Source organism: uncultured Psychroserpens sp. (genome assembly GCF_947500255.1).
Classification (GTDB): domain Bacteria; phylum Bacteroidota; class Bacteroidia; order Flavobacteriales; family Flavobacteriaceae; genus Psychroserpens.
In genome coordinates this window covers 128,008-153,479 of sequence record NZ_CANMRL010000001.1, presented here as the reverse complement: position 1 = coordinate 153,479, position 25,472 = coordinate 128,008, and the positions used below count along the sequence as shown (strand labels likewise).

19 protein-coding genes are annotated in these 25,472 nt (G+C 32.7%); 8 read left to right on the top strand and 11 right to left on the bottom strand.

Annotation, left to right across the window (positions count from 1 at the left end):
- The 11 genes from Q0783_RS00635 to Q0783_RS00590 form a co-directional block, all read right to left on the bottom strand.
- A complete protein-coding gene (locus Q0783_RS00635) occupies positions 1-585 on the bottom strand; it encodes a hypothetical protein (protein ID WP_298892449.1) in 585 nt (194 codons plus the stop codon).
- 280 nt (positions 586-865) lie between these two features.
- Positions 866-1,903 (bottom strand): T9SS type A sorting domain-containing protein, encoded by a 1,038-nt coding sequence (locus tag Q0783_RS00630; protein WP_298892448.1) that lies wholly within the window; start codon positions 1,901-1,903, stop codon positions 866-868.
- A gap of 40 nt (positions 1,904-1,943) precedes the next feature.
- Entirely contained in the window at positions 1,944-2,441 is a 498-nt protein-coding gene (locus Q0783_RS00625) for an OmpH family outer membrane protein (protein ID WP_298892446.1), read from the bottom strand.
- Positions 2,434-2,928, bottom strand: a complete 495-nt coding sequence (locus Q0783_RS00620; RefSeq protein ID WP_298892444.1) for a hypothetical protein — start codon at positions 2,926-2,928, stop codon at positions 2,434-2,436. The genes Q0783_RS00625 and Q0783_RS00620 overlap by 8 nt, the downstream gene beginning before the upstream one ends.
- Positions 2,928-3,884 (bottom strand): hypothetical protein, encoded by a 957-nt coding sequence (locus Q0783_RS00615; protein ID WP_298892442.1) that lies wholly within the window; start codon positions 3,882-3,884, stop codon positions 2,928-2,930. Before Q0783_RS00615 ends, Q0783_RS00620 begins: the two co-directional genes overlap by 1 nt.
- Positions 3,868-4,395, bottom strand: a complete 528-nt coding sequence (locus Q0783_RS00610) for a hypothetical protein (protein WP_298892440.1) — start codon at positions 4,393-4,395, stop codon at positions 3,868-3,870. Before Q0783_RS00610 ends, Q0783_RS00615 begins: the two co-directional genes overlap by 17 nt.
- Positions 4,396-5,574, bottom strand: coding sequence for a PilN domain-containing protein (locus tag Q0783_RS00605; protein ID WP_298892438.1), 1,179 nt, complete (start codon positions 5,572-5,574; stop codon positions 4,396-4,398).
- Positions 5,574-7,499: a type II and III secretion system protein gene (locus Q0783_RS00600; protein WP_298892436.1), complete on the bottom strand. Its 1,926-nt coding sequence runs from the start codon at positions 7,497-7,499 to the stop codon at positions 5,574-5,576. The genes Q0783_RS00605 and Q0783_RS00600 overlap by 1 nt, the downstream gene beginning before the upstream one ends.
- Positions 7,500-7,505: 6 nt before the next feature.
- Positions 7,506-8,906 (bottom strand): GspE/PulE family protein, encoded by a 1,401-nt coding sequence (locus tag Q0783_RS00595; RefSeq protein ID WP_298892433.1) that lies wholly within the window; start codon positions 8,904-8,906, stop codon positions 7,506-7,508.
- A 3-nt stretch (positions 8,907-8,909) separates the two neighbouring features.
- Positions 8,910-9,395: a prepilin peptidase gene (locus tag Q0783_RS18360; protein WP_366915424.1), complete on the bottom strand. Its 486-nt coding sequence runs from the start codon at positions 9,393-9,395 to the stop codon at positions 8,910-8,912.
- Position 9,396: 1 nt separating this feature from the next.
- The gene (locus tag Q0783_RS00590) at positions 9,397-9,825 is read right to left on the bottom strand and encodes a type II secretion system protein (RefSeq protein ID WP_298892431.1); all 429 of its coding nucleotides are present in this window, start codon (positions 9,823-9,825) and stop codon (positions 9,397-9,399) included.
- A gap of 519 nt (positions 9,826-10,344) precedes the next feature.
- Here Q0783_RS00590 and Q0783_RS00585 point away from each other — a divergent pair.
- From Q0783_RS00585 to Q0783_RS00550, 8 genes are all read left to right on the top strand, one after another.
- The gene (locus tag Q0783_RS00585; RefSeq protein WP_298892429.1) at positions 10,345-11,025 is read left to right on the top strand and encodes a hypothetical protein; all 681 of its coding nucleotides are present in this window, start codon (positions 10,345-10,347) and stop codon (positions 11,023-11,025) included.
- A 37-nt stretch (positions 11,026-11,062) separates the two neighbouring features.
- Positions 11,063-12,910 carry a histidine kinase gene (locus Q0783_RS00580; protein WP_298892427.1) on the top strand — a complete coding sequence of 616 codons (1,848 nt, stop codon included), beginning with the start codon at positions 11,063-11,065 and terminating at the stop codon, positions 12,908-12,910.
- 2 nt (positions 12,911-12,912) lie between these two features.
- Positions 12,913-13,647, top strand: coding sequence for a LytTR family DNA-binding domain-containing protein (locus tag Q0783_RS00575; protein WP_298892425.1), 735 nt, complete (start codon positions 12,913-12,915; stop codon positions 13,645-13,647).
- Positions 13,648-13,748: 101 nt separating this feature from the next.
- Positions 13,749-14,567 carry a hypothetical protein gene (locus Q0783_RS00570; protein ID WP_298892424.1) on the top strand — a complete coding sequence of 273 codons (819 nt, stop codon included), beginning with the start codon at positions 13,749-13,751 and terminating at the stop codon, positions 14,565-14,567.
- 180 nt (positions 14,568-14,747) lie between these two features.
- Complete coding sequence (locus tag Q0783_RS00565) at positions 14,748-16,928, top strand: T9SS type A sorting domain-containing protein (RefSeq protein WP_298892423.1); 2,181 nt, start codon at positions 14,748-14,750, stop codon at positions 16,926-16,928.
- 178 nt (positions 16,929-17,106) lie between these two features.
- The gene (locus Q0783_RS00560; protein ID WP_298892422.1) at positions 17,107-23,016 is read left to right on the top strand and encodes an Ig-like domain-containing protein; all 5,910 of its coding nucleotides are present in this window, start codon (positions 17,107-17,109) and stop codon (positions 23,014-23,016) included.
- A 3-nt stretch (positions 23,017-23,019) separates the two neighbouring features.
- Positions 23,020-24,744: a PKD domain-containing protein gene (locus Q0783_RS00555; RefSeq protein ID WP_298892421.1), complete on the top strand. Its 1,725-nt coding sequence runs from the start codon at positions 23,020-23,022 to the stop codon at positions 24,742-24,744.
- Between the two features lie 2 nt (positions 24,745-24,746).
- Entirely contained in the window at positions 24,747-25,463 is a 717-nt protein-coding gene (locus Q0783_RS00550) for a hypothetical protein (protein ID WP_298892420.1), read from the top strand.
- Positions 25,464-25,472 lie beyond the last annotated feature (9 nt).

Sequence of the window (25,472 nt, the reverse complement as noted above, 5' to 3'; positions counted from 1 at the left end):
TTATAACTTAATTGGTGTTTCTGTGAAATTGAATTTAATAATGCCATTACCAAATAATTGATCTTGATATATGAGCTTAATATTATCTTCGGGGTTTATATTATTGAAATAGAGCAATGCTCGTTTGAACGGAGCAACTTTAAAGTTACGTTCAAAATGTGCTCCTGAACATTTAATTGTATCATTGGAAGAAGTTATTACAGTAAAATCTTTCTCAATTTGAAAAGACAAATATTTTACGGCATCTTCGTATGACCTTTCGGTAAATTCTTCCTTAAGTAAATCGTATTTATCGACATGCTGAAATTCAATCTCTATAATACGTTCTTTAGAATTTGAGTTGTAAATGGAATCGACTTTTTCAATTTGATCCTCACTGTTTTTTAAAATATAGTATTGTAAAGGGACTTCGGTGGCAGTATAATTTATGTCATTTATGAATTGGTTAATTTGTTTGGATTTCCAACCTTGCTGTTGAAGATTATAGAATTTGTAATCTTCCGTTATAACGGTTTTTTCATCTTTTTTACAAGATGTTAGAACAAAAAATGACAATAAAGAAATGCAAAGAATTTTCTTAAACATGAAAAAATAATAGTTGATTAATAGCTTGAGTCAGTATAAACGTACAAATTATTTTCTATAAAAAGAAAGAAATTACTTACGGTTTTTCCGTAATTTTTTTAAAGAAAAATCTTACAGATTTTAAAATTAAGTTATTGATAATCATTTGTTTATACAAATCAATTTATCAATTGCGTATGCAAATCTATGTTTTTATATAGTTTGCTTAGCAATAAAAAACGTAGAAATCGACTACTATTGCAGTATAGAAAATAATTTATGAAATATAATATGACGTAATTTACTGCACTATGAATTTTTTAGTCACATTTGATATTCCTTCAAATGTGATAAAATAATAACCTGGTGTCAAAGAGGACACATCTATTTTTTCATTAGGAGAGACATTATCTTTTTTTAGAGTTCTACCATTAATATCATTAATGATAAATTTTAAATCGGTTTTCTGATTTGCTATATTAAGATAGTTTTTCGTTGGAACAGGATATAAAACAATATCATTAATAGAAGATTCATCAACACTCAGCGACAAATCTATTTTCGATATTTTATTGAGCTCACTTATGTACATGATATCACCATCAAAAGTAATATCTTTTGGGTTATTTAGATTTATGACAACATCTTCTATGACCGTTGGAGATTGTGTCACATCTATTTTTACAATCTTATCATCATCCAAATCGGCAACGTAAAGATAATTCCCTTTAAATTCCATACCAATGGGACGATCTAATCCAGAGACAACTTCTACTGGAGTTCCATTGGGATTATTAAGGGCTAGTTTAAAAATGTTTCCCAACGAAGCCTGACCGTAGTATAAATACCCATCTTTAATCTCTATACCTATCGGGCCACTTGCTGTATTTAAAAAAGTCTCAGCTGGTGGAGAATCGCTCGTTGTATCATATTTATATATCCTGCTACCGTTATTATCTGTAAAGTACAGGTCGTTATTGTCAAGTTTAAGCATATTTGGGGTGTTCCCAAAAAATGTGACATCAATAACACTTGGCGCTGGGGTGTCTAAATCTATTTTTATCACATCACCTTCACCAAAATGAGCCACATACAAAAAATTATCCTTTATGCTCATTCCTGAAGGCTCATTTAAACCAGAAATTAATATTGTGGGAACAGGATCAGTTTCAGCAATGTCTATGTAAGCAATATCATTTTGTTGAGTAAAATATAACGTGCTATTCACTAATAATAACTTGTCTGAATCGTCCAAACCAGCTACTACTGTTGTCACCTGTCCAAATAGAGTACCAATACTCAATGAAAATAAAGTAAGTAATAAGTAGATTTTCTTCATAGTTTATTGAGCTGGCAGTTGATACATTATTAAACTACAATCATTTTAATTGTAGACCGCTGTACCTTTCATTAACATATAGTAAGGCCTCATCTGTAATATCAATGGCATCCTTGGCGTAAAGGATGTTAGATCCCAGAATTAGTTTTAAGTCTTTGGCTTTTCCAAATTCTTTCAAGTATGCATCTAGTCTGTCGGTTATTTTCTCATTAACTGAGTTAAAATAACCCTGTTGAAACTCTTGAAGCTCCTTATTGAGCGTAATAATTTTATTCTGTATGTTTTTGGCTGTTTCGGACGTTTTGTCTTCAATAGATTGATAATTTGACACTAGATCATCTAAGGTTTTACTTTTTTCTTGCATCTGCCTCTCTCCAATGGCACGCATCTCCTTAGTCATTTGAAACTCATTAAAAAGTTTTACATTATTTACGTATGCTATAGGTGCTTTTTTATCCAATAGCATTGTAGCACAAAAAATAGCCAAACCTATAATTAAGGCTGTATTTAGGAAAGGTAAAATCTTATATTTATTCATTGACTTTTATAATGGTTTTAGTTGTATTATTGAAGCTTAGTTTTATGGAGTCATTATATGCCTTAACTATCAGAATGTTATCAATCTTTTCTTGCTCCCTTTTTCGATGAAGCTTATTATTAATTTTAATAAGTGCCAAACGGGTTGTTTTAGAATTATTTTTTATAAACCCATAGTAAGTCACTCTGGGCCATGTCATACTTGTCTTGGTTTTTTGGGGAACCGAATTAAAAGTTGATTTTGGCTCCATCTTTACAATAGGTTTTCTCGTGCGCATTTTGCTTATCCCAAAAGGATCACTTTTCATACTAGAAATATTAAAATTAGACCGCTTAATGTTAAAGTCTGAGACTTGCTGAGAAAATGTCGAGTTATAAGCTGAATTATCTAACTGGACCTCTTTCTTTTTGAAAATCTTGAAAAACACACCGCCGTAAATAACAAATACAAGAATAAATAATACTATGTTAAGATGCTTTTTTTTCATTATTGAATGATAAATGATCTCACAATACTGTAGTCACCTACATTACCAGCACTATCATAAGCTCTAACGCGCCAATAATATGTTCCGGTGGTTTCAAAAGTATATTGATAAGAGTTGTTTTGTAAGTCTTCTGAATCGACCAACGTTCCAAAGTTAATGTCTGATGACACCTCAAAAGTGTTTGTTATAGCGGACTGCAAATCTCCAGTATCTGCACCATTGGTCCAATTAAAGTTAACTGTGAAATCTGTAAACTCTTCCATATCATTGGGTAACGTAAGAGATGGCTGGTTAGGCGATACTCTGTCTATAAAAATCGAACGTTCAGAAAAATTTGTCTGACTTGTGGCATTAACGGCCTTCACTCTCCATATGTATTCGGCATCTTCATCAAAAACAGTCGAAGATGGTGAATAGTTGGTAGTGGTTATATCTGGCTCTTGTAATACCGTTTGCTCACCACCATTAATCTTCACAATGTCTAAAGTATAAGAGTCGGCACTAATAATAGATGACCAAGTCAAAATAATACTGTTAGGATCATTGGTATATAGATCATCAGAAGGTGTAAGTAATTGCACATTTTGGTTGGTCAAATCATTTGATGCTTCCACATCAAAATTTATTGGAAATGTATATTGCGTAGTGTAGGCGAAATTCTCCCCTTTTACTCTCCACTGATAGCTACCTGGATTTAAAACAATATCCAAGCTTGTGGCTGTGGTCAAAGAATCTACAACTAAAGCTTGATTACTATTAATGACTTGCAACCTATAATCATCAGCACCATCTAGGGCTTGCCATACAAATTGAACAGTATTACCATCAATTGTTGCGCCTTCATTTGGTGCGACTGTTTGAATTGTATCGTTGGCAATGTCTTCTTCGATAATATCGTCACATGAAAAGGACATTATCGTTATTGCGGCTAATAGAATGCTATTTATTTTTTTCATAATTCTGAAAAATTAATTTTAAATATAATCGTTTTGAATTGGTTCTGTAGTTCTTAATTGAAAATAGTTTGCTACTAATTATTTTAGACATATTAAACTCTCTTTCAATATCATAAAACAGTTTCATTAAATCAAAATAAGAGCCTTCAATTTCAATAGTGTTGGTGTATATTTTAAATTCGTTATCACTATATAAATGGGTGTCTTCTATAGATGAAATATCAACATCGTAATTAGAGTTAGATACAAAATCAAGAATCATTTGCTGAACTTGCTCTGGTGTTTTACTTTGACCTCCTATAATGTTATCAAGACTATTGATTTCATTTTTGAGAAAAATAACTTCATTATTAGAATTATCAACGTCTTTTAATTTATCATCGACCAAACTCAATTGTGCTTTAGCTTCAAAAACATGTTTGTATGTTTTTTTATAAGTCGCAAGCGATAGGATGACAAAGCCTAATACTATGCCAAAAAACTTTTGTTTATATGTAAAACTTTTAGCCACTTATTTCTTTATTTCTAAAACAAATGAATTTCCAGATTTATCTTCTGTATAGCTAGTAATATCTATTTTTTTGACCCAAGAAATGGCTCTCAAATTTTTAACCAATTTATTGAAGTCGTCATCATTTTCAGACTCACCAATAACGCTAATAATTTTTGTATCGATAGTTACTTTTTCATTTGGTTTTATTTTTTTTAATGCAGGAGCGATGTCCATAGAATTTATAGTAATACTCTCTGGGATAATATTTCCAATTTCGACAAAATATTGCGTTAAAAAATTGGGGTCGATAACACCACTAGATTCTAATATTTTCTCTTTGAGTTCTCTTTCTTCTCTCAAATTGTTAACCTCAAGGATGGTTTGTTGAGAAATAGAATAGAGAGATTCCTTTTGGGCAAGAGATTCTACATAATGACCTAAGAGGTTATGACCAATAAATAAAGCCAATAGAATGAATGCAATTGTAAAGGCACTCATTTGTTTGAATTGTTTTCTGTATTTCTGTTGCTCTTTATTTGCGTTTAAAAAGTCATCATCAAAGTGCACGTTTGAATTCCCTTGTTTGTATTCTAAAAAGGTAGCGATGAGTGCGATTTCGTTCTGATTAAATAGATCTTCGGAAATAGAAACCTTTTGGTTTTTCTCTTCTGTTTTTGTAAACGAAACTAAGTGCTCAGAAGTGAATTCAAGCGCATAAAAATTTGTATATATGTGAGATTGATTAACCAATGAAAACAATTGAGATAACACAAAAGGACCTAAAGCCGTGTGCACTACAAACTTGTCGTTCTTGTTTAATAATGCCATCACGTCATCTATAACCTTCTTTCTAGTTAGAGAGGCATATATTTGATTATCCTGATGGTATTCGTAAAAGTTGAAGTCGTCTGGATTCATTTTAAAAACAATACTATTTCTATAGCCTTGTTTATTTTCTGTAGATCTAGAAATCACATTATCACCATCAAAATGAAGTAATACAGGGTAGTCCTTCTTAAGGTAGTTTTTAAACTCTTCGTCAGCATTAGAAAAATGCTGCCTTTCAATAATCTTTAGTTCGTCGACCTCGAGAGCAACTTCAAGGAACTGGTATTCAATAGTATCTTGAACGGAGTAAACTCCAATCAAGTAATAGTGATCTTTTCCTTTTAAAAGTGTTTTGAGGTTCTTTACCATTAGTAGGTTACTGTGGGTTTAATAAATATATGAAGTTTTGATTTTTCTTTTCGTTTCTTTCTACTACTAAAAAACCACTTTATAATTGGTATTCTAGCAAAAAATGGTGTTCCTGTTCCTGAGTTTTCATTCTCTAGTTCATCGAGTCCTCCCAGTAATATCATCTCATTATTTCTCACACTTATCATTGATTCAAATTTCTGAGTTGCTTTACCTGGAGGTGCATTTTCTCCAACACGTGCCAAAAATGAACTGCGTTCAACAGATATGGTAAGTGTTACATTTTCATCCTTAGATACAAATGGTGTAATACTAATGCTCAAATTTGCTTCGGTAGATTTCCATGTGCCAGATTGTAAGATGTTATTGTTCACTCCAGTATTAATGAGCTGGTTATTCTGCTCAAAATAATAACTTGTTTCACCTATAGAGGACGTAGCATCATGCCCATTAAGTGTTACCAACTTTGGTGTTGATGATAGTTTGATCAACGAGTTGTTTTCTAGAGCTCTTAAATTGAGATAAAAATTTTCAGTGACCTTACCTAAATTTATAAAGCCAAGTCCGTTAAATGCATCTATAAGACTATTTACAGATGTCGAATTAAGTGATACGTCACCTGTTGGAAACAATACACCAGACGTTGTTCTTGGTTGGTTGTCTAATCCCGCTTGAATTCCAGTTTGTATTTCATATGATTTCTGATACTGAACGATAATAACTTCAATCTGAATTACAGGTACAACTATATCTATTTCTCGAATGTAATCTTTAAACTCATCGATATAAATTTTCGATCCAGATACTACAAACCCATTTAGTTCTATAAACTCTTTGATTTCAAGATTTTGAGTAAGTGCAGCAGGAAGCGAACTAAATACAGATTCAATAGATCTGTTTTCTAATTGCACGAGTTCGGTCGTTCTCAGACCTTCGGTGACATGCTCTCCGATGAGATATGATTGATCTACAATTTTATAAGTGTATATCTCTCCTGTAAACAAATGATTTAAAAGTTCGTCAAAAGTGATTCCGTTAGCAATTAAAGTAGTACTCACATTTTCGGGTGTATCATACATAAACAAACTTATCTTAAGTTTCTCGGCTGCTTCAATGATCATTTCGGCAGCATCACCTTCAAATGATTGAATATTTAAAAATCCTTTATCATTAATTTCTATAGTAAAACTTCCTGAGGTTCCTGTTGCTGGTCTATTATTATTTTGTCTTCTATTGTTTGAAGTATTACGTGTGTTATTTGGTCTAACCTCTTCTTTAGGCGTATTGTCTTTTTCTAAATAGTAGTTGCTATTCTCATCCTGAGATACAACAAGACTATTAGATTTTGCCATCATATCTAATACCTGATCAAAAGGTCTATTTAATATATACGCAGAAACCTTCATATCCTTAATATCTGGAGCTAGAACAACATTCTTTTTAGAAGCGTCTGTAATGGCTTGGGCCACTCTTGGCAGAGAATCGTTCTTGAGTTTCATTGATAGAAAATCATTTTGATTATTGTAGGAGACATCTATGACTTTTAAAGGTTTGGGTTTTTCTACTATAACTTCTTCTTTTTTCTTATTGAAAATCAATATATTATTCATGACATCGACATCCAATTCATATGTTCTGATTAAAAAATAAAATACTTCAGAAACCTTGACATCAAAAAAATTGGCAGTTACTATTTGATTAAGTTGTGGATCGACACTAACATTTAATTCATGTTCAGCTGCCAGTGTCGTGATATAATCATATAAGGTAAGTCCGGTAAGATCAATTCTTATGCTTTCATCTAAACCTTTTTTAGTTTTTGCGAGTTCTTCCATTTTACTCTTAAACTCATTCAAATTAGATTGTGTCCATCCTATTTGAAAGGAAAGAATGACTGTTAATAGTAGTAGTATTTTCTTCGTCATAAGTATTTAGTTAATGAGTATAGAATAAATTTCATCGATAGATGTTAATCCTTGGGTAAATAAATCTAAAGCTTTGTCTGATAATTTTTGACCTTCCATAAAATTAGACTGCTCTAACGTACCATTTTTAATGGCATTTGTTGTTTCAGCAGTCATTGGTAAAATTTCATAAATTGCTCGTCTTCCTTTGTAGCCTGTATGATAACAACTGTGGCAACCAACAGCAACGTGATGTGTTTTTATCTCTCTATTTAGTTTAAACGTTTTTGGCATATCATTGATATCAAACGTTTGTTCTTGCTTACAGTCTTCACAAAGTGTTCTCAATAAACGTTGTGCGACAGATATATTCATGGTTTCTGCCAATAAAAATGATGGTACTCCCATATCCATAAGTCTAGAGATGGTACCAACGGCAGAATTGGTATGTATAGTAGAAAGAACTAAATGACCGGTTAAAGATGCCCTTATAGCCATTTGAGCGGTTTGTCCATCTCTAATTTCCCCAAGCATAATAATGTCTGGGTCTTGTCTTAAAAATGATCGTAATGCCGAGGTGAATGTAAGTCCTATATCTTCTTTCAATTGGACTTGATTTATACCTTTTAAAGTATATTCTATAGGATCTTCTACGGTAACAATATTACGCTCGATATTATTCAAGTATTTTAGTGTTCCGTATAGAGTTGTTGTTTTACCAGATCCTGTAGGTCCACTAATAAGGACAATACCGTTAGACTTCCTAACAGCTTCTAAGTACCTAGAAAGATCATCATTTTCCAGTCCAAGTTGGTTAATATTTAAGTGCGATGCGTCTCTTCCTAGAATCCTCATCACTACTTTTTCACCGTGATGTGTCGGTAAAATAGATACCCTAATATCAAAATCTTCGTATTCAATCCTTCCATCTTGGGGCAGTCTCTTCTCGGTAATATCTAAATTTGACTTAATTTTAATTTGATTGATTAACTCATTATAGCTATCTTTTTTGATATGATTTTTCTCAATTAGCTGGCCATCTATTCGTAATCTAACCCTAGCATCCTCTTCATATATTTCGATGTGAATATCACTAGCATTAATATGTTTCGCTTCAAAGATTAATTCTTCTAAAAAATCGTTAGAATAGGACATTAATTTCGAACGATCGGTATTTGTTCTGTAATATGTAGATAATGCTTTTTTTAGAACAGTACTATCAATGGGTTCTAAAGTGATGTTCTTATTAAGTATGAGTATAAGTTCTTCTTTAATCGAATTTAATTCTGAAATCCTATTCTGATCAAAGTAGAAAAGTGCATCGGCAGTATTGATTTCTTTTGGCACCACACTAAAATGATTAGCCATGTCAGAATTTATGGCTTGTTGCAAACCAATACTTAACTCTATGTGTTCTAAGTTGTTCAAAAATTATAGTATAATCAGGTTTAAATTTAGAACGCGCTCAAAAAAAACTGTTCCGATTAAAAATAAGGCAAGATAACCTGCCAATGGTACAGTTTTTTGTTTTTTAAATGCGTTTACTATGATATGTATGACAAGCGAAAACAGCATGCCTACAATAAAAAATAATATATATGATTTCAAGTTAAACAATGGTGTAATTGCTACAAAAAACAAAATATCACCTAGGCCTATCATTGAATCAACTGGGTTAACAAAACTTTTATTCTTGAATGAAAAATAAAGTGTTACACCAATAATGTTTATTACTACAAATCCAATATTTTTTAAGCACATCATAAAATTTAGATGCTCACTTAAATAGTTTATTATTACAGCTGTTAAGAACACCAAAATTGGTAACAACACATGAATGAGGCGTTGTTTCAAATCTTGCCAAACAACAACACATAAAATAATAGTTAATATGACAAAAGAGAGATGAAGTTCCAATCTAATCCTTCACAATTTCTTTCAACATTCTATCTTGATCAATTTGCCACGTATTATAATTTCCATCTCCATCAAAATCTTGTAACGAAGTAGCGGTAGCTTTAAATGTATTCATTGAGGACTCAATAACTTCTATTTTATAAACGGCTTGCCCTCCTTTATCAATGGTTAATGCTTGTTCAAAACCTAATTCATCAAAATCCTGAGTATATTTAGAATAACGATAGAAATGACTTTTCTGTAAGCCATGTACCATACTTAACATATTTTGAGCTTCAATGGATTTAGCTGAGACAACTACTGAAGTCTGATTAGGCACAACCAAATAAATTAAAATACCAATAATACACAGCACACCTAAAATTTCGGTCATCGAATATGCTTTTAAATAACCTTTCTTTGTAGTAGATATATTTTTGTTCGCTTTCATAATAAATTAGACTAATGAGACTTCCCTAACAAATATATCATTTTGAATTAGAAATTAAAATCTAATTTTCAAGTAGTTTAATGAGAACTAATATTCGCCAGTAGATTTTATATATTTGAATTAAAAAGTTTGACCAAAGTTGTTATATTTACAGTAATATGGTTTGGAAAATGATGTTGGATTTTAATATCATTTTTACTACAATGTGTGAATATTGTGTGTTTTAAACACATTATTACTTCTTTTAAATACTTAGTTTTTGATCGATTTGATTACTATCCTTACGGAATACTCTTCCAAACCATCATGGGTCAATAGACTACTACCGTTATGGGTTCCAAGGACAGGAGAAAGATGATGAGAAACGAATGGCAAATGGAGGGTAGTTTTCCAAAGCTTAGATAATTCTTTAGAATAAAAGCCTGAGCCTTTACAGTTGCGTAAGGGCTTTTATTACACTTATGAATTTTATGTTTGCCCATAATTAAAAAAGATATATTTTTATAAAAAAACAATATCATGAGAAAATTTGCCTTATTGTTAGTGTGTATGATCTTATTTTTATCGGTAAGTTCAGATGTACAGAGAAAGTTTATCAGGTCTGGTGATTATGATATTGTGTGTTATGTTGCACTTAAAGAGGTTAAGAAATTTAGTGAAGGCAAAGAGTACTACTGGTTTAAAACAGGAGAAATTCACAACAGTGTTTCGAGGGCAGGTGGTTTAGTGCTACATAACGAATATGAAAAATTTTATAGATCAAAACAGTTAGCAGAAAAAGGAAATTTTGATTTTGGTCTCAAAGATGGCGAATGGCGTACATGGTATGAAAATGGTAACGTCAATTCAATTACCAATTGGAAAAATGGCCTAAAAGATGGTTTGTTTTTACAATATGATGTGAATGGAATTCTAGAGCAATCTGGTCACTACAATAAAAGTAGAAAAAATAAGATCTGGATCAATCATAAATTAAAGGATACCATATACTTTAAAGGTGATAGTGTCTACACTGCTAAACCAAAATCAAACGGCTTTTTCGCTCGTATATTTAAAAAGCGAGATTCTACAGAGCGCGCTCAGCGAAAATTAGAACGTATCCTCAAAAAGAAAAATGATTCTATTAAAAGAGTTGAACGAAAAAAGGACACGACTAAGCAAGGGTTTTTAAAAGGAATATTTCGTAAAAAGAAGCAATAGAATATTAGATGACTTTTTTTTTCATTAAGTTTGATTTATGGTCAAACAGATTTTAGGTATTCTAATTTTAACAATTGTTTTTCATAGTTGTCAATCTGATATAACTAATGACTTTGAGGCCAGTGTTATTCAGTCACATAGCAACATAAATAAGGATATTAGTTCAGATTCTACCTATGCTATCTTAAAGTCGATTGAAAAAGACATCACTAAAAAAAACTTCGCTAACGATTCACTTATAGCAGAAAACAATTTTTACTTAGGTCAATATTTTCAATCTAAGGAACAACTAGATAGTGCTGCTTACTATTTCTATAAAGCTGCCGATAAGGTAGAAGGAACTATCTCCTCAGAACGTGATGTAGATTACTTTTTTTATTGCTGGAATGTTAACAAAAACCAGAATAAGTACGGAGATTGTTTAGCTATAACCGACTTATTTGTTACTCATTTAGATTCGACTCAACATCATAGCTGGATGGCACTAAGCCATTTTATGCATGAGTATACTTATATAGAAATACCAGACTACGAAAAGGCCCTAGACTATAATATCAAACGTCAGAAAATGCTTGTAAAGGCATCCCAAAGTGAGTTTGTTCCTTCTGCCCTTATCCATAGAGTTGAGATAAAGTCTAAAATGAATGATAAGAAAGGTGCTTATAAAATTTTAGATAGCTTAATACTTGAAAAAGATAAGTTAAGACCTAGTTTAAATATGGAGTTGTTTAATTCTTATGGCATTTATAAATATTTTGATGGAGATTACTCTGAAGCATTAAACCTCTATTTAGATGGGCTTAAATATGCCAAGAAAGTATCCAATTCATTAACTCAAAAAAGTGACGTTGCCACTTGCTATGGAAATATCGCAGAGGTTTATATGGATTTAGACAACTATGAATTAGCAAGTAAATATCTGGATTCAGTGAAGCAAATGAATATAAATTCATTGAGCGCTCGGGTTCAAAAGGATATTTTGAAATATCAAATTAGATATGCCGTCGAAACAGATAAAGAAATAGACCTCGTGTATAATGCGTTAGAGGATCTCTATAATCATCAGGAGGAAACATATACTGACAAATTTTCGAACGAACTATTGGCACTTAAGGAAGCAAATAGGAAGGAAAAATTATTAATAAAAGACAAACAAGACGTAGAATTAAAAAATTTAAAGCTTAAATCACAATTTTTAATTGCATTATTAGTTTTTCTATTAGTCGTAGGTATCGTTTTTACAAGATATAAGCAAAGACAGTTCAGGTACGAGAAACAAGATTTACAAATGCAACAACGTTTATTTCGTTCTCAGATGAATCCGCATTTTATTTCTAATACCTTATATGCTATTCAGAATTTAGTCAAAAAAGATCACGAAAGAGCATCTAATTATCTGTTGAAATTTTCTAGATTATTACGCTTATCATTAGAAAATTCGTTACATAATTACGTATCTTTAGAAAAAGAGTTAGAATCGATTGAACAATATTTTGAATTACAATTATTAAAATTTCCTAATAAGTTTTCATATAGCTTTGATGTTAAAGAAGTTGATCCTGAATTGACCTACATTCCACCAATGATTATTCAACCTTTGGTAGAAAATAGTATTATTCATGGTTTTGCAGGAATTGATTACAAAGGAAAGATTGAAATTAAAATTCGATTAGATAAAACCTATTTAAGCTGTAAAATTGAAGATAATGGAAGAGGAAAACATTCTGAAAAATCAAATCAGAACAAGTCTATATCCACAGCGCTAATTTCAGATTTCATTTATAAATCAACTAAAAAGAAAATAAAAATTGAAAATAAACAAGACCTAAATAGAAATGAAACAGGAGTTATAACGACATTCTATATGCCATATAAAATCAACTAACCATGATTAAAGCTATTATTGTAGATGATGAGTCTTTTGTTAGAGACGATATTAGAAAAAAGCTCATTAGTAAGTTTAATGCCAATATTGCTATTGTAGGCGAAGCTAAAAGCGTAAAAGAAGGTATTACCTTAGTTAATAATATGCAACCACAATTAATTTTTCTAGATATCAATTTAGAAGATGGATTGGGGTTTGATATTTTAAAATCTGTCACTTTTAAAGAGTTTGATGTTATTTTTATTACTGGTTTTGATGACCAAGCTATAAAAGCCATAAAAGTTGGTGCTCTAGATTATATATTAAAACCAATAGATGATAACGAATTCAAAGAAGCGGTAGATAAAGCACTTGCTAATAATGAAAAAAAGGACCTGAGCCAACATTTTGAAGTGTCTAATGACTATTTATTGGGTAAAGAGAAAAAGCGAATTATTCTAAAAACAGCCGATAGTGTTTACGCTGTATATGAAGATGATATTTACTACTGCAAGTCCGATGGAAATTACACCACATTTTATACTGCAAATGATGAAAGAATTGTCATTTCTAAGTCTATAAAAAAAGTAGAACAACTACTTTCAAATGATGTATTTGTAAGGTGTCATCAGTCATATTTGGTTAATAAAACTCATGTAAAAAAATATGCCAAGCAAGGTTATCTATTGCTAAATTCACAATTAAAAGTTCCTGTGTCGAGTAGGATGAAGGACACTACGCTATCTAAAATTTTTTAGACCTTAATTTTGCGGATATGAAAAAAAAGTGTGCGGATTTACATTAGATTTCTTAAAATCATAATATTATGTTAAATTCATAAAAAAATTACTATACTATTATGAAGAAAAGAAAAACCCTCAACAGTCTTTTTGTATGCATGTTACTTATCTTTTCATGTGAGACAGAAGACATTTCAACACAAGACCAAACATTAACTAATTCAAAAACAAATACTTCAGAAGTTTATGCCAGAGATGGCAGTGGCGGTGGTGTAGACATTTTAACTGATGCTGAAATCCTAGAAAACCATTTACAATGGGTGTCCTTCATAGCCGCAGAGATCATTTTATATCATCCAGATGCTAGAGAGGAATTCTTAGCAAAACTTGATGTCAATGGCACTGTTGCTCTAGAAGAACTCATAGGAAATGATATGAGTATGGGAGGAAGTTTTAGAGATACATTTGATCAAATACTATACTACCATGTTTGTATCGACATTTTTGGTCAGTGTGGTAAACCAGGTTCCGTTTCTGGAACTCCAAATAGACCAGCATCCTCTTCTAACGGAACTGGAGGAGGAGGTATTCTTCCTGGATTTGAGGTAGAATGGGCTGTTGCTGACTTTAGAAATTTTGTTCTAAGTCAAAACTGTATAGAGTTGCATACAAATTATAATAGCGTTCTTGTAGGAGCTTTTATAGTAAATGATATGACCTCTACAGCACATCCACTAAATACAGATGACAGTAATATTGGGATTAGACGATACTCTCAGTTAGGAACTCAACCGATTTTAAGCGTCGATAATGCATACATGGCTACCAATTTAACGCTTATAGCCAGACCATTTAGGCCTAATGCAGTTAGTATAGGAGATGAATGCAGTTATACAGAGTATTCTGATGTAGCAGACTTTACAGATTTTCCTCAGTAAATATATATACTAACACTACTAAGAAGTCGTGCATTTTTTAATGCACGACTTTTTTTATGTTTATCACCTTTCTTTTATAAAATTCACTTATGAAATATATCTCAACACATATGAGATTGCTATAGCATCAGCACATAATCGAAAATATATTTATAGAATAAATATTTAAATCAAAGAATTATGTACAAGAAATTACTTTTATTCGCTGCATTTGGTTTAAGTTGTTTTCTATCAACCAATGCTTATGGTTATGCTGGGGATCAACTTTCAACAAATGATCTATGCGAATGTGAAACCGTGTTAGACCCGTCATTTGAACTTACAAATTTTGATACAGATAACTGCACGGCAAGCTTTGTTGCAAGCCCAGGAGATAATGTTTGTGTTGAAGATTTTTACTTGCTTTACTATTGGTCCAGAAATGGCGGAGCAGAGTCGGTTACATCAAATCCCGAATACACATTTACTGACATTTCAGATTTAGGAAATGTGGAGTTGAGGGTTGTAGCTTCAGTTTCTCAACTTGGACAATACCTGTGTGAGAAAACTTATGAAGTTGCTTATACAGATTATACGTGTAGTGTTGCTGCTGAAGGAGATATAATAGTAAGAAAAGCGGCATACCCTAGAAATAGTGATGTTGAAACGTGTAATGTGTATACAACGACACCATTTGATTGGAGAATTACAATTGAGAATACGTATGAAAATAAGAGTTTTACCTTTAGATGGGAAGATCAGTTTTTAACCACCCCTGATGGAGATGGAGACGGAATAGGTGATTGTGATTTTACGTTCACTTCAATGTCAATTCAGTATCCGGGTACTATGCCAAGTGATATCCCAGTTGTTTTTGATGGTATATTTATTCTTGAACCTGGAACAACAATAATTAATTATATTGTAGCTCCTTCAGACGGCAGCTGTACTACAGTAGGTTCTATTCCAGATCCAGCTGTTTGCCAAAATATAGAAAGTTGCAATTGTGATGCGCCTTACATAAATAGATTTGGTTATGAGTACTTTGAAAGAGAAACATTAACTAGCGCTATAGACGAGTTAGGACCTATTTTTGGGTCTGGAGAAAGTTGTAGCGAGGTCTGCTTGAGATATGGATGCCCTGCTGCATTAAAAGATGGATTTTGCTTAGAAGAACATCAAATAGAATCTGGAGATATACTTGAAAGTGAAATAGCTTTTCATGCTAGTTTTGGGAATATTGTAAAGATGGAAGGAGACATTATATACGATAGTGAAAAAGTAGAAGACTTGAGCGTAGAACTTAGTAATTTTATTCCTAATAGTTTTTCTGTAAGCATCTTACCAACAGGTACAAATTCTGCTACTATGATAGTAGAAACTAATGAATATGGAGATGCCTTTGATATAGGATCAGGAGGAACACATACACCATTTAAATTAAAAGGGACATTAATTAATGACCTATCCGATTGTTTTTCATTTCAACTTGTTAATTTTAAGATGACAAGTTATAATGGTATTGGTCTACAGGTTAGTTCTGTATTTGTTGATCCAGGAGAATTTTGCGAGTATTATGATGATAATTATGATGAAGCTTGGATAACCACGACTAACGGCGAATCGTGTGCATCAAGTGATAATGTTCTAACTTTAACAGCATTAGGACCTTTTGAAACACAAGACCCAAGTGTGCAATATGAATGGTCTACTGGAGAGGACACACAAGAAATTAGTGTAAGTACAGGGGGAACATATTCAGTTTTAATTACAGATGAGAACGGTTGCCCTAGAGAAGCGAGTATTACTTTAGAAACCTGTCCTACTGTTTGTGAATGTGGAGATCTTGCGCCTCAAATACAATTGGAAGTAGTGGGTTGTCAAGTGTATGCTACTGCTCTAGTAAATGATTGTGATTCATTTACAAATGTGAACTATCACTGGGAATTCTCTAATGGTAATGAATACGACGGAATAAATCCTCCGCCACAATCAAATTGGCCTAATGGAGGATGGTTAAGCGCAAAATTACAAGTATCTTATGTAGTGCCAGGTGATTTTGGATTTTGTATAGAACCAACAGTGAAAAATGAAATATTCATACCATGCCGCTCAAATAAAGGAAGATTAGCTTCAGACTTTAAGATGTATCCTAATCCTGCAAAAGACCAATTAACCATATTTATTGATACTCAAGACGATCAAAAAGGAAGCTTAGAAATCATGAATAGTGTTGGTTCTGTGGTGATAAAATCATCCCATGACTCAAACATCAATAAAAAGACAAATCTTGATGTGTCTAAACTTAATCCTGGAATTTATTTTGTGAGATATACAAGCCAAGATGATAATACAATCATTAAAAAATTAGTTATAAATTAGAGATAGTTAAAAGAGAGTAAAATTCTAATTTATAAAGCCCAGGAGGAAACTCTTGGGCTTTTTTTGTTCAGAATATGATTGCTATTTCACTTATGAAAAAATAACAGACGCATATGAGTTCAACCTATGAACCATAACTGTTATAAGGTAATTTTAATTGTTATCTAATTTAAAGATTATGTATAGAGCAATTAGAACTAGTAAATTCTCAAAAGTAATAGCGAGCTACTTAGCTATTCAATTAGTGATTTCAGTTGTCCAGCCAACAAGTTTATATGCATTAACCTCAGGGCCATCTCAGCCAGAGTTTAATGCGTTTACACCAATTGGCACGTCAGATATGGTTAACCTTTCCTCAGGAGATTTTAACTATAATTTACCTATCATGGATGTAGGAGGCTATCCTCTTAACCTATCTTATGATTCTGGTATCACTACAGATCAGGAAGCATCTTGGGTTGGGCTTGGTTGGAATTTAAATGTTGGTCAAATCAATAGGCAACTAAGAGGACTGCCAGATGACTTTGATGGAGATGAATTAATATACGAAAATAATATTCGCAACAATTTCACCGCTGGAATAAATACCGGGATCAAGTTCCCTATTTATGGTACAGATGTATTAAACAATGTAATTGGTCTCGAATTAGGTGTTGGTATGAAATACAATAACTACAATGGAATCACATTTAATACCAACTATGGGATTAGTTTTGATATTTCTGAACAGGTTTCTGCAGGTCTCAATATAACAAATACGGCTGGAGAAGGTGCAACAGTAACTCCAACAATTGGGATCACTGCAAAAAAAACAGATGGTTTTGGAGATGATAAACTAACAACTAATATTGGTATTCCATTTAACTCAAGACAAGGTTTAACCGGTTTAAATTTATCAGCATCGTCAAGTGGTCAATATATTGACAACGACAAGAGAAAGGGACTGTCTACTATAAAAAACTACTCTGGATCAACATCGAGTTCGTTGTCTTTCAATGATAATTTATCATTTAATCCGACAAATCAATTAAGTTTTATAAATGCTAATCTCACTTTAGATTTTGGTTTGGGAACCGAATTATTTGGTCCAGAAGGACCACAAGGACAAATCACGGGTTTTGGAAGTATTCAACTGCTTAGAGCTGATGATAAATTCAAGCGAGTAAAAGGATATGGCTATGCTAATTCAGAAAACGCATCACCACTCAATTCGATATTGGATTTCAATAGAGAAAATGATAGAACCGTCAATAAAAATACAACAATGCTTCCTTTAGTGAATCAAACATATGATGTTTATTCTATTGAAGGCCAGGGTGTATCGGGAATGTTTAGACCACATCGTAACCAAGTAGGACATGTTTATGATCAAACAGTCACTTATTTTGGAGTGGGTGGTAATGCAGGATTTGAATTAGGGCCTGGAGCTGCAATTCATTTTGGAGGCAATGTTAAAGTAAATCCATCTTTTACAAGATCAGGTCGTTGGGAAGGCGCAACAAATCCAGAACTCCAAAAATTCAAATTAAGAAATAATGAGTCTACAGATAAAATAGACTATGAACCTATTCATTATAAAACTGTTGGTGAGTTAACCGCAGATTTTGACTCTCCTTATACGTCAAGTCTTATATCTGAAAAAGATCCGATTAAAATGCAAATTGGTGGTGGCGAATATAACCGTAAAACCTTACCCAATTACGATGTCAAACAATATGATCCTGTGACTAATGAAATAACCTATGGAGAAAATGGTGTAAATAAGATTAAAAGGGAACAACGCGAGTTTAGAACGCAATCAGTACAAATGATTGAGTACGGAAATGTAAAACGTGGAAATGATGGCCAAATACGTATAGATAAACTTCCAGATTTAATTCCAGATTCAAATAATAGAGTTCCAGATAATCATCATGTAGGAGCTAAGGTTTTAAAATCAGATGGGAGTACTTATGTATTTGGAGAAACAGCCTACAACACAAAAAAAATTGAAGCTACTTTTGCCACTAATTCGTCTGGAGACTGTTTGACAGGACTTGTTACCTATTCACATGGTGAAAATACGAGAAGTAATAGCTCAGGTAGAGATCATTATCTTAATAAAATTCATACACCTGCTTATACGCATACTTATTTGTTGTCTTCGGTATTATCTTCAGATTATGAAGATTTAACCCATGATGGACCAACAGATGACGACTTAGGAGCTTACACAAAATTTACATATACAGAACCGCTTCAACATAATTGGAGAGTGCCATTTACAAGAAGTACGAGATCGGCATCCTATAGTAAGGGGCTATATGCCGATAATAGAGATGACAAGGCCAGCTATGTATATGGAGAAAAAGAACTTAAATATGTTAAGGAAATAGAAACCAAAACACATATTGCCATATTTGATATTTCAGATAGACAAGATGGGTTAAGTGCAGCAGGTGAAAATGGCGGTGTGTCTTCTGTTAAAACCAAAAAGATTGATAAGATTTCTTTGTATTCAAAACCAGAATATAAAGAAGCCATAGAAAATGGGACGGTACCAGTTCCAATTAAGGTAGCTCATTTTGAATACGATTATTCATTATGTAAAAACCTTCCTAGTCATTCTAATTATGACCCAATTGATCTAAACAATGAAGATGGTAAGTTAACGCTTAAAAAAGTGTATTTCACTTACAGAACATCACATATGGGGAAGTATACACCTTATGTGTTTCAATATGAAAAGGATCTTGACAATGATGGAGTCATAGACAATAATCCAGATTATCATTTTAAGGCTTTTGATATTTGGGGTAATTACAAACCTATTGAAGGTGGTTGCAGTGTTAATAGTAATGCCACGACTCCAGAATTTCCATTTGTACAACAAGACAATGAATCATTGCAAGATGAATATGCAATGGCTTGGACGATGACATCAATAGAATTACCATCGGGTGGAAAGCTAGATCTTGAGTATGAATCTGACCGCTACAGTCATGTGCAAAACAAAGATGTAATGCAAATGTTCAAAGTTGTTGGTGCAGGTGATGATCCAATCAGTCTAGGAGGCCAAAACCTGTATCAAGGTTCTAATGATTTTGATTATATCTATGTAGATATAGATGATGATATCTCAGACGAAACTGAATTCATCAATACATATTTGAAAGATATTGGGGCTTCTGATGCTAATCCAATGTATTTCAGATTCCTGCTCAACATGTCCAATAACAAATATGACTATGTAACTGGATATACTTTGATTGAAAAAGAGTATTCAAGAGTGTTTGAAGATAACGGAAATACATATGCTTCAATTAAATTAAAACGTGTAAAAAAAGAAGGAGGTCTAGTTGATTCAAATCAATTGGTAAATCCTATTGCCAAGTCAGGTTGGTACTTCGGAAGAAAGAACTTGAATAGATTGGTCTACGGCTTACCTGCAGGTGATTTTGATGAACCTGGGGATTTACTAGCCTTAGGACAAACATTTGTTGGTGCTATTGGAGCAGTTAGCGATATTTTCTTTGGTCCAAACGAGGCATTAAGAATCAGGAATTGTGCAAAAGAATTTAAGCCACTAAAATCGTGGATACGACTGTATCATCCTGATGAAGAAAAGTTGGGAGGAGGCCTTAGAGTAAAGAGTATAAAGCTTCATGATAATTGGGACGGCATGACTAATCATATTGATAATCCACTATATAAAAATTTCTATGGACAAGAATATACTTATACAACAACAGAAGGTAAGACAAGTGGAGTAGCAACCTTTGAGCCCAATGGAAGTAAAGAGAACCCATTAATACAACCATTTTACGATAAACCACAAAAATTATTGGCCCCTAAAGAATATAACTATGTCGAAAAGCCTGTTGGACAATCTTTATATCCTTCACCAACAATAACGTATAGTCGCGTGGTGACTAGTAACTTAAAACGAGATAGAGATATTGAAGATACCGATGGTAATACAATTAATATCGAATTAAAAAAACATGCTACTGGACGCGTTATTAATGAGTTTTACACATCTAAAGATTTTCCAACAATCTCTGATTATACAGATTTAACACCTAAAGTCGATATCACCGGTATTCTAGGAAGTATCCTAAAAGTGAGAACCAATAAGAGTCTCACTTATTCTCAAGGATTTGTTATTAGAACAAACGATATGAATGGCAAAATGAAGTCTCAAAAAGTACAATCTGAGGCACAACAAGAAGATGAATATATGTCTAAAGTAGAATATAAATATAGCCTCAATGATGATGGGACGTTAAATAATAACTTGCTAGTTATGAATAATGATGGAGATGTTACTGAAAAACCAATAGGTGTTACCTATGACATGGTGCATGATTTTAGATCTTATTACAATAACTCTACAGTAGTTGGTATAGATGGAAATCTCGCTGGTATTTTAGTATTTATAGGGATTTTGCCAATTCCAACATTACTGCCAGTAGTTCAATTTCATGAACAAGAATTGAAAACCGTTACCACAACTAAGGTTATTAATTCTGTCGGTATATTGAAAGAAAAAATTGCCTATGATCTCGGATCTAAAGTCGCTACTGAAAATGTAGTATGGGATGCTCAAACAGGTGATGTGCTTTTAACCAAAACTCAAAATGAATACAGCGATCACTATTATAATTTCAAATATCCAGCCAATTGGTATTATAAGAATATGGGACTGGCCAGTCAAAATATAGGACTATCTGGTTTTATTGAAGAGGATGCAACATCATCATCTTATATGAAAATAGTTAATCCATCAAACACATCAACTAATATAGATGCTGAAGACTATTTAACTCTTGGAGATGAATTATTAATAACACGTTTTGTATTTACGCCGTTTCCAGCTCGAAGAACAGATAGAGTTTGGGTGGCCGATTTCCAAAGCGGAAAAGCACTCTTAATTGATGAAGAAGGAAGTTTGTTTGATCTTGAAAGCACAATACCATTGCTGCCTATAACATTTAATGTTTATCGTTCTGGGTATAGAAATTTACCAAACGAAGGTATGGCATCCATAACATTACAGGAAAGCCCAATCATTGGAGGGCAACTAACAAATCAAGTCGATTGGGCAAATTTTAATATTGTGAATTCTAGCGCTGTCGAATATAATGATGCTTGGAATACCCAATGCGAATTTAGATTACCTAACCCTGATGGTTTAATTTTTAATGAAGATGGAAGTATTGAAAACATTACTGTATTAGAGTTTAATCCTTATCTCTATAATGCAAAAGGAGACTGGAGAGCTATAAAGTCTTATGTTTATATGACTGGACGAAATAATGGCGATGAAAATTTCAGTACAAGAAAAGAGGGGTTCTATAAAACGTTTAAACCGTTCTATAAATACACAGGGAGTAATTGGGTTATCGATAATCCTCAAGAAGAAGAAAATAGATGGACATTTGCTAGTGAGGTGTCTATGTATAGCCCATATGGTGTAGAACTAGAAAATAAAGATGCTCTAGATCGTTATTCTGCGGCACAATATGGTTATCGTTATACATTACCTACAGCAGTAGGATTTAATTCAGAATATAGAGAACTTGCATATGATAACTTCGAAGATTACAAATTCTCTCCACTTAATGGTGATGGTGCCGAACCAATAAATCCGCACTTCGGATATCAAGATGAGGTAGAGATCAATGATAATGCTACAATTACAGATGATGAATCTCATACAGGTAGAAATAGTATAAAAATTGAAGCTGGAGCATCTGCTAAATCAATATATAGACTAATTGAATGTGAAGATGATAATCAGAACTCAGTGCCTAATGCCGAAAATGATTACGCACAGAATTGTGGTTTAAAGCCTGGTAGTACAATTTTTATCAATGTTTTGAGTAATGATGATTTTGGAGACGATGGTCCTTCTGGTGATGGAATTACAATTGTGTCACCACCTTCAAATGGTATAGCAATAGTTAGCTTTGGTAACATGGTAATCTATACGGTTGTACAAAATGCTCCAGATAGTTTTACCTACCAAATTTGTGACGCAAACGGAGATTGTGATATAGCAACAGTATATATCAATTGTGATAGTTTAAATGGTTTAAAAAATTAAAGCATGATTAAGAAAATAGGTGTAATAGTAGCCCTTTTTATGCTAAGTTTTAGCGTAAATGCTCAAATAAAAGTTACAGATGAGGAAATAGGCTTCGACAGAGAGCAAATTGAAAAAGCAATTTTAAGTAATAGTAATGAGCTTCTATTTCTTAAAGGTTCTACAACAGAAAAAATCAATCAATTAAGGGACTTGTATGTCAAAAGATACTTAGATCGAATTGAAAGAAGCAAAAATAGAATGCCTCCAATCGAACCTCCAGTAAATGAGACATGCGTTAACATGGATTTTGTTGAAGGAAATTTTAATGGTTGGTGCAGGTATTGGGATAATTATGAACAATATGATGAAGGGCATAACCCATATGACGATGATGGTAATGGGACTTGCGATTTAGATGGAGATATCATTGATAGTGGTCCACATGACAATTGGAATTTTACTAATAATTTACGTTTTGAGGTTATTGATCAAGGGAATTTTAATGATCCATTTATTGGAACAGGAGATGATTTTCCAGCAGGAGTGACTGATGTAGTTAGACTAGGAAATGATAGAGTTTACTTTGGGAAAGACCAATTAAGACAAACATTCATATTATCAGAAGACAATTCAATATATAAATTTCATTATGCAGCTGTATTAGAAAATCCAGATAATCATGATTTTAGTGCCCAACCTTATTTTAAGTTTTATATTGAAGTTAATGGAAACATAATTGATTGTACTGAAAAATTATTTGTTGCAGGACAAGTGCCAGATTTTACAACTGTAGAATTACCAAATCCTCTAACTGGGATTTTGAGTAGAATACAATTTTCGGGCTGGCAACCTTTTATTATTGATTTATCGTCTTATGCATCAGATGATGATGAAGTTACTATTGTTCTGGAGGCCGCAGATTGTTCGCATTTAGGACATTTTGGATATGCTTTTTTTAGTGGAGAATGTTTAAGTAGCGATGATGGGATTGAAGTAGAATCAAGTTCTGGAGAGTTTTGCGTTGATGAACCTCTTGTGTTTACAAATACAGCCATAGGAACTTTCATTGATGAAGAATACTTATGGACATTTCACGATGTAGGAGGTCCCGTAACTTCAACTGAGGCTTCACCAATATATACGTTTAATACTGCTGGTTCGTATTTAGTCGAGTTAAGCATAACAACTTCAGATGCCTGCATTCTTGAATTCTCAAAAACTGTCGATATCTCGCCATGCTTGCCCGAACCTTGTAATGACTGTGACTCATTTAAACCTAAACCTAAACAGCGTTACGTGATTAGTGCTTGGACAAAAGAAGACCTAAATACGCAAGTAAAAACTTATGAGCATTCTAGTATTACAATTAGTTATTTAGATAATAGTGATCAGGTGATGTCATCTTCCGAATTTGTACCTAATGGTAAAATAATTGAAGGATGGCAGAGAATTTATAGCGAATTTCAAATCCCTGAAAATACCGCTGCTATTGAGATAATCCTCAATAATATAGGAACATCTCCAAATTATTTCGACGATATCAGAATTCATCCTTTCAACGGTAGTATGAAATCATTTGCCTATGATCCTGAGACACAGCGATTAATGGCAGAATTAGATGAAAATAACTATAGCACTTATTATGAGTATGATAATGAAGGAGGGCTGATAAGGGTAAAGAAAGAAACCGAAAAGGGTGTATACACAATTAAAGAAACACGTTCAAAAACCAGTATAAAAAATTAATTATGATACGACGATTATTTTTAATAACACTATTATTAGTCTCTATACCTGCAACTTCGCAAACGGCTGATGACATACTAGAGAAGTACATTGAGGGGAAAAAAGTAGAACAACAGTTTCAAGCAGATATTAATTACGCCTTGTATAAAGGAGTAGAAGGGACCAAAGCCTATGAATCTTTTCAAGGAGTGTTGGCTAAAAATAATGGAACACAATATCAAAAGCTTGGCAGTATGGAACTTGTACAAGGTGAAAACTTTGTAGTAAAACTTAATTCAGAAGAAAAAGCAATGTTAGTAGGCTATTCTTCTAAGCCTATTTTTAACAATATAGGTCAATTAGATAATGAACAATTATTAAAAGTTTTTGATGAAAAGAACTTAATAGATAACGGAGATACTTGGATATTAACACTTACATCCAAAGTTTCTCAGCTTAGTCAATTTACTAAAATTGAAATCCATATTAGAAAATCTGATTTACAACCTCAAAAACAAGTGTTTTTATATAATACGGTCTCAGATTTTTCGGCTTACAACAAAAAAGAGACAGTACCTAATTATGATAACCCAAGATTAGAAATAGTCTATAAAAACTATCAATCAAAGATCACACTAAGTGAAAACCTGTTTAAAATGAATAGATATTTTGAGCATAGTAACAATCAAATAATTGCAGCAAAGGAGTTCAAAGGCTTTGAAATCTTGCATGCTAATTAAGAAATACTA

What these genes read in the sequence shown, in the direction of transcription:
- Q0783_RS00635 (WP_298892449.1), bottom strand. Translation starts at nt 585, where the DNA reads ATGTTTAAGAAAATTCTTTGCATTTCTTTATTGTCATTTTTTGTTCTA.
- Q0783_RS00630 (WP_298892448.1), bottom strand. Translation starts at nt 1,903, where the DNA reads ATGAAGAAAATCTACTTATTACTTACTTTATTTTCATTGAGTATTGGT.
- Q0783_RS00625 (WP_298892446.1), bottom strand. Translation starts at nt 2,441, where the DNA reads ATGAATAAATATAAGATTTTACCTTTCCTAAATACAGCCTTAATTATA.
- Q0783_RS00620 (WP_298892444.1), bottom strand. Translation starts at nt 2,928, where the DNA reads ATGAAAAAAAAGCATCTTAACATAGTATTATTTATTCTTGTATTTGTT.
- Q0783_RS00615 (WP_298892442.1), bottom strand. Translation starts at nt 3,884, where the DNA reads ATGAAAAAAATAAATAGCATTCTATTAGCCGCAATAACGATAATGTCC.
- Q0783_RS00605 (WP_298892438.1), bottom strand. Translation starts at nt 5,574, where the DNA reads ATGGTAAAGAACCTCAAAACACTTTTAAAAGGAAAAGATCACTATTAC.
- Q0783_RS00600 (WP_298892436.1), bottom strand. Translation starts at nt 7,499, where the DNA reads ATGACGAAGAAAATACTACTACTATTAACAGTCATTCTTTCCTTTCAA.
- Q0783_RS00590 (WP_298892431.1), bottom strand. Translation starts at nt 9,825, where the DNA reads ATGAAAGCGAACAAAAATATATCTACTACAAAGAAAGGTTATTTAAAA.
- Q0783_RS00585 (WP_298892429.1), top strand. Translation starts at nt 10,345, where the DNA reads ATGAGAAAATTTGCCTTATTGTTAGTGTGTATGATCTTATTTTTATCG.
- Q0783_RS00580 (WP_298892427.1), top strand. Translation starts at nt 11,063, where the DNA reads ATGGTCAAACAGATTTTAGGTATTCTAATTTTAACAATTGTTTTTCAT.
- Q0783_RS00575 (WP_298892425.1), top strand. Translation starts at nt 12,913, where the DNA reads ATGATTAAAGCTATTATTGTAGATGATGAGTCTTTTGTTAGAGACGAT.
- Q0783_RS00570 (WP_298892424.1), top strand. Translation starts at nt 13,749, where the DNA reads ATGAAGAAAAGAAAAACCCTCAACAGTCTTTTTGTATGCATGTTACTT.
- Q0783_RS00565 (WP_298892423.1), top strand. Translation starts at nt 14,748, where the DNA reads ATGTACAAGAAATTACTTTTATTCGCTGCATTTGGTTTAAGTTGTTTT.
- Q0783_RS00560 (WP_298892422.1), top strand. Translation starts at nt 17,107, where the DNA reads ATGTATAGAGCAATTAGAACTAGTAAATTCTCAAAAGTAATAGCGAGC.
- Q0783_RS00555 (WP_298892421.1), top strand. Translation starts at nt 23,020, where the DNA reads ATGATTAAGAAAATAGGTGTAATAGTAGCCCTTTTTATGCTAAGTTTT.
- Q0783_RS00550 (WP_298892420.1), top strand. Translation starts at nt 24,747, where the DNA reads ATGATACGACGATTATTTTTAATAACACTATTATTAGTCTCTATACCT.